We start from the raw sequence: 8,076 nt of genomic DNA on the forward strand, positions 1-8,076 counted from the left end.
CTCAGAGCTGGCGGCGGTCGAGGGCGTCCGCCAGGCGGGTTGCGGCGGCAGCCAGTTGGGCCTGGGGATCGGGGGCGGCCACGGCCCGTTCGCCGCGTTTCAGCGCCTCGATGCTGCGCACGATCACGAACACCACAAAGGCAATCACCACGAAATTGATCAGGGCCACGATCACCGCGCCAGCGGGCCAGGCACTGATCGCCGACACGTTGGCGGCTTTGAGCACCGGGGCGAGCAGAGAGCCCATCACCAGGCTGACCACAGCATCCACCACCTTGCCGAAGGCGCCGCCGATGACCACGGCCACGGCCAGATCCACCACATTGCCCTTTTGGATGAAGGCTTTGAAGTCGGAGAAGAACGAGGAACGACGCGTCATGGGTTTAGAAGAAGAATTTTAAGCCGATTTCAACGCCATTCTGGTAGCTGCTGAAGCCGCTGTCTGGCGTGTCGCCATTGTTGTAATCCAGTCCGAGATAGCGCCAGGAGATGTTCAGGTCGGTGTTGTTGCCGATGGCGTAGCCCAGGCCGATCTGGGCATTGCCGGACAGATCATCGGTACCGCTCAGGTTGAAGCCACCGATGTCGGCGCGGGCGAAAGCCCGCAGGCGCGGGGAGAGAAACACGCTGGCCTGGGTGCCGATCAGGGGCTGCACCCAGGTGCGTCCATAGTTGCCTTCCGGTTGGAAACTGATCACATTCCCCACGTCCACCTGGGCGGAGACATCCAGCTGGGCATCGATGATGCGGATTCCGGCGTAGGGGATCACGCTGAATTGCCCGGGTTGGCCCACGGCCCTTTCCCGATCGCCGAAGCGGTAGCGCAGGGCGAGGTCGTAGATGCCCTGCACCGCCGCTACTTCGGCCTGCCCGGTGAAAATTCCACGCTGACCTGTGGTGGCGTTGTATTGCCCCAGCTTCACGTAGCTCAGATCGGTGAGCAGTCCGATGCGCCCGTGTTCAATGCTGCCTCGGATTGAGGTTGCCCACTTCAACTTGGAGAGGGCATCCCCGAGGCTCAGATCCGTATCCGTGCTGAAGCCTTTAATTGTGGTGGTTCCGGTGCTTCGGATCGGTGCAAAGCCATAGAGCTCCACCGTGCCGGCCCAGGGGGATGCCGCGCTGGGGGCTGGGGTCTCCGTTGAGGGGGGCTCAGCAGCCTCCTGGTTGGCCGGCTGAGCCTGCGCTCCCAGATCCAGGCTGCCCAGCAGCACGATGCCGATCAGGGAGGAAATGGCTCTGGCCGAATGCATGGGCTCATCAAGAGGATGGCGCCCATCATCTCGTTTTCGGGTTGCATCTCCACGCCCATTGGATGATTGTTGTGGAATCGCCCATGCGGCGAGGTGGAGATCTGCACGTTACGCAAACTCCTGCGTCTTTTACCAATCTCCGAGATACGAAAAAGGACCTGCCGCAGTTGTGGCGACAGGTCCTTGTCTCCCTCCGTTGAGGGGAGTGGACTGGTTCAGACCGAGCCGTAGGCCACCTGGCAGGCGGCATTCAGCAGTTCCGCCTCTGAGGCGTTGCTGGGCTCCTGGCCGTTGATGGTGCCCTGGTTGCAGTTGGCCGTGAGTTGGTAGTCATTGCCGTCGGCCTGCACCACAAAACTCACCGAATCGCTGCTGGAGGGTTGAACCGTTCCGTAGAGCAGTTGGTAGTTGGTGTTGGGCACCACGATGTAGGAGCTGTGGTCATCCACGGCGTCATCCACAGCGTCATTGATGATCGCCGCGGTGGCCAGGGTGGCGACTCCCCAGGCCGCGGCCCGAGCCCCCCACCAGCCCCAGGTTGGGGTGGCCCAGCCGCCATACCAGCCGTAGTTCCACGGCCGTGCCACCCCCCAGCCGGGACGGGCCCAGCCTGGATAGAGGTTGACGTTGTTGAGGTTGACGTCGCGGTTCCAGTTGCGATTCACATCGCGGCTGATGTTCCGGTTGACGTCCCGGTTCACATCCCGGCTCAGGCTCCGGTTGCCATCCCGGTTGAAATCGCGGTTGCCATCCCGATTGAACTCTCGATTGCGATCCCGGTTGAGGTCGCGGGTTGCGGGCTTGTCCCGACTGGCCATGCGGTCACCGCTGCCGATCGAGCTGCCAGGGCGAGATCCCGATGCCGGACGGGTGGCGGCGGCTGGGCGCGTCGCTGCTGGGCGTGCTGCTGCTGTGGGCCGATTGAGGGATGGTCCTCCGCCCCCGCCCATTTGGGCTTTGTTGCTCCAGCCGCCGGTGGGTTTGGCCGAGCCGCGATTGAGGCCGGCGCCAGCGTTGCTGAAGCCGCTGTGGCCGGCAGCTTTGCGGCCGCCACCGCCGCCGCCGCCGCCCACTCGGGCCGCACCGCCACCAGCACGTCCCCCGCCGCCGCCACCGCCGCCCCCGACGCGGCCGCCACCACCACCGCCGCCAGCGCGTCCGCCGCCACCGCCGCGGGCGATCAGCTGGACGGTGCTGCTCTCCAGCCCCGGCGCCTCAAAGGCCAGGGCTGCCCCCATGGGCAGGGCCATCACCCCGGCCAACACCAGCCCGAATCCCGCCAGGGGACCATTCAGGGAGTGTTTCATTGGCCAACCCCCTTGCAGCCGTCGTCGTAGCAGGTGAGGTCGATGCGACCATCCGCCCCGAATTGGACCTTGACCAGGTCCCGGCCAGCGGTGGCATCGGGACGATCCTCCCGCACGCTGTTGAGGTAGTTGGGATTGATTGCGCAGAGGTCACGACCGTTGAAGCAGATCGTGTTGGTGGAGAAGCGGGCGGCTGCGGAGTCGAGATTTTTCCAGGTTTTGGTGCTGTCGACCCAGAGGCTCATCCGCACTGGAGCGTCGGTGACGCGAACCGTTTCCACGGTTTTGCCCAGGATGTGTCGGTACAGGGTGGCGTTGCCCTCGTTCACGGCCTCAATGACGCAAGCCTGCGGCGCCCCGCCCTTGACGCTGCATTTGGTGTCGAGTTTGTAGAGCGTGCCCGACTGGGCCAAGGCCGGAGCTGCTGCGAACGCCGTGGCGGCAGCGGCCAGCAGACCGATGCGGCTGCACAGAGTGTTGCGGTTCAACATGAATGGGAAATCCCCAACGATCGGTGGGAAACAACAACATCGTGGCTAGGGCTCAGCTCTTTGGCATCACGCTGTTGCGCAGGGCTACAAATGGTGATCCCAGAGCCCACTTTTGCCGTTCGAAGTTGCGCAGCAAGAAATAGTTTCCAAAAAACGAAACCGCCGCAAGGAGGCATCGACCCCAGGGGCGGGCGCCGCCTGATCCGGATCCGGCGGCCCGGACTGGCCGGCTTGCAATTGACAGTTGTTACTGAGAATCGCTTGCAAAAGGGCGCGATCTTGTTTAGGTTGCGAGTCATTCGCAATAAGCCCGCCGCTTGGGTCATGAGTTTTCGCTTTCTGCCTGATGCCCCCGCCGCTGCCGTACGCATGCCGGTCGGCCAGACCGTGCTGCTCGATCCCAGCCTGCGACCCAAGGGCAGCTGCATCGAGGTGCTCGACGGGGTGGCCCGCGTCTATTGCCCCTGCGAAGAGACGGAGGGGATGACCCTGGCGTTTCTGCAGGCCGGCGATCAGCTCTGCACCGATCGCCTCTGCAGTGAGGGCATCTGCGTGGAAGCGCTGACTCCCCTGAGCTTTCGCAGCGACGCCGAACCCCGCCAGGGGGAGGGCTTTGATGCGGTGAACGAGTGGACCTTGCAACTGCTGCGGATCCGCCACCTCGGCAGCGCCGAGCAGCGGCTTCATGCCCTGTTCGGGCTGCTGGTGCGTCGGTTGGGGCGTCGCTGCGGTAGCTGGTGTGATCTGCCTTTCCGGCTCACCCACGAGCGGATCGGCGAATTGATCGGCACCACCCGGGTCACCACCACCCGGTTGATTTCCCGCATCCGTCAGGCCCAGCTGCTCGAGGCCCCCGTCGGCGAAGCCGGCATGCGTCTGGCGCCGGAGCTAATCGAAACCGCTCCCCTGGCGGCGGCCTGACGCCCTCTAGCGCGATGGTTGTTCCTAACCCCCACCTCATGGCCAAGCCCTCCGACAGCCTGGTGGCCAGCCTTTGCCGGGAAATGGATCAGTTGCGTGGCCGGGTTGCCCAGGTGATCGCTGATCTGGGCCGCTGCCAGGAAGAGCGCCTGCTGCAGCGCCTGCAGAGAGAACTGCAGCAGTTGGTGCTTCGGCGTCAGGAGCTGCAGGCCTGCGCCAAGGCGCTGCGCTGCAATGGTGGGCTGCGCGACAGCCTGGCGGTGGCGTTTCTCGATGAATTGACCCGCCGGCCCCTGCCCTGCTGAGGCTTCCGGCTGGAGCGTTACGCCACCGACTCAGGCGTGTGCTTGCCGTCACTCAGCTCCCCGTCAATCACCAGCATGGCGGCTGGATTGCCCTGGGCAAAGCGAATGCGGCCGAGCAGATGGGCGGCCTCATGCTCGGAATCGATCTGCCCTTGGACGATCGGGTCGAGAAACACGGTGGTGCGCACATCGCCGGCGCGCTCTGCCATGGCATAGAGCTGATGGAGAGATGTGGTGACATCCGCTTCCATCTGAAAGATGGCGGAGAAGAGCTCTTCGGGATCGCGCCAGTGCTGGCGCGGGGAGGCCACCGGCTCGAGGATCACGGTCTGGCCGCGCGCCATGAGGTAGTCGGCCACAAGGCCCGCGTGGTGTTGCTCGTTGCTGGCCTCGCCCTTGAGGTAGTGGCAGAAGCCCCTGAGTTCCCGCTCGCCAAACCAGATCGCCATGGCCCAGTAGGCCGCACTGGCCTGCCGTTCCATCGTCAAATGCTGTTGTAGACCCTCCAGCAAGGCCGCATCCATGGGCTGGGCCATCGCCCGACCAGCGGGGCCGATGGCCACCGGGCTGGAGCTGCTGCTGGAGGTGGCTTGCACCATGGTGCTGACTTGATCGCTGCCATCACCGTAGCCATGGTTTTCCCAAGGAAAAGGTGTTGCAAATGGCACAGCTGCCGGTAATCCGGCGTCCAACCCGCTTTCGGGCTGTCCAAGTCAGCCACAGCTGTCCATAGGCTTAGGGCGACCAGTCGACTTCAGCACGGAGGTTGCGCCATGGCCCAGTCCATCGGCCCTACCAAGGACAACCCTTCCCCTCTCGGGCAGCGCGGTCCCAGTGCGGAGAAGAAAAAGGGGTGCAAGAAGAGCAAGTGTTCCAAGTGGAAGGGCGGAAAGTGCCGCTGCGGCCGTGATTAGCCGCGCTTTTCCAGGCTGGGCACCAGGGCGAAGGCGGCGATCAGGCCAAACAGCATGATCAGCAGGGCCGGGGCCATCGCGGCTCCCACCCGCTCATCACTGGCGTACTGGAACACCCGCACCGCCAGGGTGTCGAAATCGAAGGGACGTAGCGCCAGGGTGATCGGCAGCTCCTTCACCACATCCACAAACACCAGCAGGGAGCCCACCAACAGGGGGCCTCGCAGCAGCGGCAGGTGAATGCGGCGCAGCACCCCTTGCCAATCGCAACCCAGGCTGGTGGCCGTTTCGTCGATGCTTGGTGGGATCCGCTCCAGGGCGGCATCGAGCCCCTGTTTGGACACGGCGATGAAGCGATCGCCATAGCCCCAGAGCAGCAGCAGCACTGGGCTGAATCCCAGCGGGGCCCCTAACAGGATCAGTCCCAGCGCCAGCACGCTGCCGGGAATGGCGTAGCCGAGCCCGGCCAGGAAGCTCAGTTGGCGCACCAGTGGTTGGGGGCTCCAGCGTCGGGAGATGGCCAGAAGCAGGGCCCCCAGGCCAGTGACGGCGGTGGCCAACAGGGCCAGTCCCAGGCTGCGGCTGGCCAGTTGGCCGAGTTCCACCATGGATTCGGCCTCCAGCCCCTGCCAGCCCGCCTGGATCCAGAGCAGGGGAATCGCCACCGCGCCCAGTGGTGGAAGGGCACAAAGGAGTTGGGCGAGCGTCGCGCGCCAGCCGGTCAGGGGCCAGACGTGCCCCCCCCCGCGACTGCCCTCGAGATTCCAGCGGCGGCTGCGTTGGCGCAGCAGGCGCTCGCTGGCGATCAGCACGGCCACGATCGCCAGGGCCACCAGCGAGAGCAGGGCCGCACCCTGGGGATCGCCATCCACCTGCCAGCGGTCCAGGATTCCAGCCGAGAGGCTGGGTACCCCCAGCAGGCGGACGGCCCCCAATTCATTCACCACCTCCATGGCGCTGAGGGCAACGCCGGCCCCGATCGAGGGCAAGGCGATCGGCAGGGCCACCCGGAAGAAGCTGCTCCAGGGGCCCACCCCAAGGCTGCGGCTGGCTTCCAGGAGCCGCCGGCCACTCACGGAGAAGCTTTCGGTGCTCAGCAGAAACACATAGCTGTAATTGGCCAGGGTGAGCAGCACAATCGCCCACCCCAGGCCGTGGATGCGCAGGCCTCGATGGCTGGCCCAATCGATCAGGCTGGCGGCCAGCAGGTAGGCCGGAAACGCCATCGGCACCAGCTGGGCAATGCGCAGCCAGCGGCGGCCTGGGAAGCGGCAGACCGCCGTGAGCCAGCCAATCGCCGTGCCCAACACGGCGCCGAGCAGCCCTTCGCCGGCCACCAGCAGCAGGGTGCCCCGCACCTGGCGAGCCCCATCGAATCCCAGCCCCAGTGGTGCGTCACCCCCGCCGACCAGGGCGTCCTTCAGCAGGGTGAGCAGGGGCAGCAGGGCGAGTCCGCATGCCACCAGCACGGCCACCACAAGTCCGCTGCGGCTGTTGGCGCCCAACGGACGATCGGATGGCGCGCCTAGGGGCGTGGAGGGTGTCAACGCTTGACGCGCTCGCTACTCCCAGCCAGCCTCGCTCATCAATTGCACGGCCTCGCGGTTGCGCCGCCCCATCTGCTCGATCGACACCGGGGTGGCCTTGAAGGTGCCGAACGCCTTGAGGGTGGGGTTGTTGCCCCAGCCCTTGAGGGGGTACTCGTTGTTGGCGGCGGCAAAGCCTTCGCCGGAGCTGGGCGAGGCCAGGAATTCCAGCAGACGGCGCGCGGCTTCCGGATTCCGGGAGCTGCGGGTGACACCGCCGGCTGTCACGTTGACGTGGGTGGGGTTGGGCCACACCACGCGCACCTTTTTGGCGGTGGCCCGGTCGGCTGCGTTATCGCCGCTCAGCAGCCTGGCCAGGTAGTACTGGTTGGCGATGGTGGCGCCGCATTGGCCCTGTCCCACGGCGCGCACCATGGTGGTGTCTGAGGTGAAGAAGGGGTCTTTCCTATTGGCAACCACCCCGCGGACCCATTGCCGTGTCGCCGTGGCCCCGCGACGAACCAGTTCATCGGCCACCAGCGATTGGTTGTAGACGCTGGCCCGGTTGCGCAGACAGAGCTTGCCCTTGAGCGCGGGCTTGGTGAGATCGGCGTAGGTGCGGATCATGTTGGGGTTCACCTGGGCTGGGTTGACCATCACCGGTCGGGCGCGGCGGGTCAGGCCATACCAGCGCCCTCCCGGGTCCCGCAGGCTGGCCGGCACGTCCTTGTTCAGCTCGGCTGAGGAGATCGATTGGAAGAGGTTGTCCTGCTGGGCTCGATAGATCCGCGCCGCATCCACCAACACCAGCAGGTCGGCCTTGCTCTTGGGCCCTTCGCTCTTGAGACGCTGAATCAGTTCATCATCCTTGCCTTCCAGCAGGTTCACCTTGATGCCCGTGCGGCGGGTGAAGTCGCGGTAGAGCAGTTTGTCGGTGTTGTAGTGGCGTCCTGAGTAGACATTCACCTCCTGGACGCTGTTCTGGGCGAGGGATGCCGCCCCGATGGCGCCCGCCAGGCAGGTGGTGGCCAGCGCTGTGGTGGCAACGGCCGTGAGCTTGCAACGCATGGGAACCAATCTGAGTGGGGTGAACGGGGGCGTTGCTGAATCCTGTCGGATGGCGGCGGCGGCGCCCGTAATGAATGCGAGGAACCGGCGTAGCAATTGCTACGCCGGAGGGGTCAGGCCGCGCTCAGAAGCGGAACTGGGTCTGGATGACGCCACCCCAGAGGTCTTTGTCGTTGAACTGGTTGGAGCTGTTGGTGATGTAGAAGAGGCCCGGGGTGATCGAGATGTTGTCCGTCACCTGGAACTTGTAGAAGAGCTCCAGCGAGAGGGGATCGTCGATGCCAGCACCGG

General features: G+C 65.3%; 10 protein-coding genes. 2 read left to right on the forward strand and 8 right to left on the reverse strand.

Annotated elements, in window-relative coordinates; genetic code table 11:
- Position 1: 1 nt before the first annotated feature.
- From mscL to H6G16_RS12320, 4 genes are all read right to left on the reverse strand, one after another.
- The gene (gene mscL / locus H6G16_RS12305) at positions 2-379 is read right to left on the reverse strand and encodes a large conductance mechanosensitive channel protein MscL (RefSeq protein ID WP_190390618.1); all 378 of its coding nucleotides are present in this window, start codon (positions 377-379) and stop codon (positions 2-4) included.
- Between the two features lie 4 nt (positions 380-383).
- Positions 384-1,253 carry a hypothetical protein gene (locus tag H6G16_RS12310; RefSeq protein ID WP_190390619.1) on the reverse strand — a complete coding sequence of 290 codons (870 nt, stop codon included), beginning with the start codon at positions 1,251-1,253 and terminating at the stop codon, positions 384-386.
- A gap of 215 nt (positions 1,254-1,468) precedes the next feature.
- Positions 1,469-2,560, reverse strand: a complete 1,092-nt coding sequence (locus H6G16_RS12315; protein WP_190390640.1) for a hypothetical protein — start codon at positions 2,558-2,560, stop codon at positions 1,469-1,471.
- Positions 2,557-3,048 carry a hypothetical protein gene (locus H6G16_RS12320; protein ID WP_190390620.1) on the reverse strand — a complete coding sequence of 164 codons (492 nt, stop codon included), beginning with the start codon at positions 3,046-3,048 and terminating at the stop codon, positions 2,557-2,559. Before H6G16_RS12320 ends, H6G16_RS12315 begins: the two co-directional genes overlap by 4 nt.
- Positions 3,049-3,375: 327 nt before the next feature.
- On the opposite strand from H6G16_RS12320, the gene H6G16_RS12325 reads away from it, so the two are divergent.
- Together H6G16_RS12325 and H6G16_RS12330 are read left to right on the forward strand one after the other, a co-directional pair.
- Positions 3,376-3,972 (forward strand): helix-turn-helix domain-containing protein, encoded by a 597-nt coding sequence (locus tag H6G16_RS12325; RefSeq protein WP_190390621.1) that lies wholly within the window; start codon positions 3,376-3,378, stop codon positions 3,970-3,972.
- Positions 3,973-4,010: 38 nt separating this feature from the next.
- Complete coding sequence (locus H6G16_RS12330) at positions 4,011-4,277, forward strand: hypothetical protein (protein ID WP_190390622.1); 267 nt, start codon at positions 4,011-4,013, stop codon at positions 4,275-4,277.
- Positions 4,278-4,294: 17 nt separating this feature from the next.
- Here the strand turns inward: H6G16_RS12330 and H6G16_RS12335 are convergent, their stop codons facing one another.
- From H6G16_RS12335 to H6G16_RS12350, 4 genes are all read right to left on the reverse strand, one after another.
- Positions 4,295-4,876 (reverse strand): ferritin, encoded by a 582-nt coding sequence (locus H6G16_RS12335; protein WP_190390623.1) that lies wholly within the window; start codon positions 4,874-4,876, stop codon positions 4,295-4,297.
- Between the two features lie 311 nt (positions 4,877-5,187).
- The gene (locus tag H6G16_RS12340; RefSeq protein ID WP_190390624.1) at positions 5,188-6,696 is read right to left on the reverse strand and encodes an iron ABC transporter permease; all 1,509 of its coding nucleotides are present in this window, start codon (positions 6,694-6,696) and stop codon (positions 5,188-5,190) included.
- A 57-nt stretch (positions 6,697-6,753) separates the two neighbouring features.
- On the reverse strand, positions 6,754-7,785 hold the full coding sequence (locus H6G16_RS12345) for an extracellular solute-binding protein (RefSeq protein ID WP_190390625.1): 1,032 nt from the start codon (positions 7,783-7,785) through the stop codon (positions 6,754-6,756).
- Positions 7,786-7,909: 124 nt separating this feature from the next.
- Entirely contained in the window at positions 7,910-8,065 is a 156-nt protein-coding gene (locus H6G16_RS12350; protein ID WP_347238883.1) for a carbohydrate porin, read from the reverse strand.
- Positions 8,066-8,076 lie beyond the last annotated feature (11 nt).

It is taken from the genome of Cyanobium sp. FACHB-13342, assembly GCF_014697415.1.
In the GTDB taxonomy this organism is placed as follows: Bacteria; Cyanobacteriota; Cyanobacteriia; order PCC-6307; family Cyanobiaceae; genus Cyanobium_A.

Excerpts from the sequence above, each read along its gene's own strand:
- mscL (WP_190390618.1), bottom strand. The coding sequence starts at position 379 with ATGACGCGTCGTTCCTCGTTCTTCTCCGACTTCAAAGCCTTCATCCAA.
- H6G16_RS12310 (WP_190390619.1), bottom strand. The coding sequence starts at position 1,253 with ATGCATTCGGCCAGAGCCATTTCCTCCCTGATCGGCATCGTGCTGCTG.
- H6G16_RS12315 (WP_190390640.1), bottom strand. The coding sequence starts at position 2,560 with ATGAAACACTCCCTGAATGGTCCCCTGGCGGGATTCGGGCTGGTGTTG.
- H6G16_RS12325 (WP_190390621.1), top strand. The coding sequence starts at position 3,376 with ATGAGTTTTCGCTTTCTGCCTGATGCCCCCGCCGCTGCCGTACGCATG.
- H6G16_RS12330 (WP_190390622.1), top strand. The coding sequence starts at position 4,011 with ATGGCCAAGCCCTCCGACAGCCTGGTGGCCAGCCTTTGCCGGGAAATG.
- H6G16_RS12335 (WP_190390623.1), bottom strand. The coding sequence starts at position 4,876 with ATGGTGCAAGCCACCTCCAGCAGCAGCTCCAGCCCGGTGGCCATCGGC.
- H6G16_RS12345 (WP_190390625.1), bottom strand. The coding sequence starts at position 7,785 with ATGCGTTGCAAGCTCACGGCCGTTGCCACCACAGCGCTGGCCACCACC.